Below are 207 nucleotides of genomic sequence, written 5' to 3'. Positions count from 1 at the left end.
CCCAGGACCGCCACCACCGACTCCACCGACCGCGGCAACGCCACCGCCACGACCCGCTCCGGCCCCACACCCCGAGCGATCAACGCATGCGCGAACCGGTTCGCCCGCACATTCAGCTCGCGATACGTCAACTCCTCACCTGCCGACACCAACGCGACCGCGTCCGGAGTCGCCGCCACCTGCGCCGCGAACGCCTCCGGCAGGGTC

1 protein-coding gene is annotated in these 207 nt (G+C 72.0%); it reads right to left on the bottom strand.

Annotation, left to right across the window (positions count from 1 at the left end; translation table 11 throughout):
• The coding region (locus UK12_RS36160) for an AMP-binding protein (RefSeq protein ID WP_045307476.1) at nucleotides 1-207 on the bottom strand (207 nt) is incomplete at both ends.

Origin of the sequence: Saccharothrix sp. ST-888, assembly GCF_000955975.1 — a bacterium.
Taxonomy (GTDB): Bacteria; Actinomycetota; Actinomycetes; order Streptomycetales; family Streptomycetaceae; genus Kitasatospora.
The sequence above is the reverse complement of the archived record's forward strand: the minus strand, read 5'-3'. Positions and strand labels throughout refer to the sequence as shown.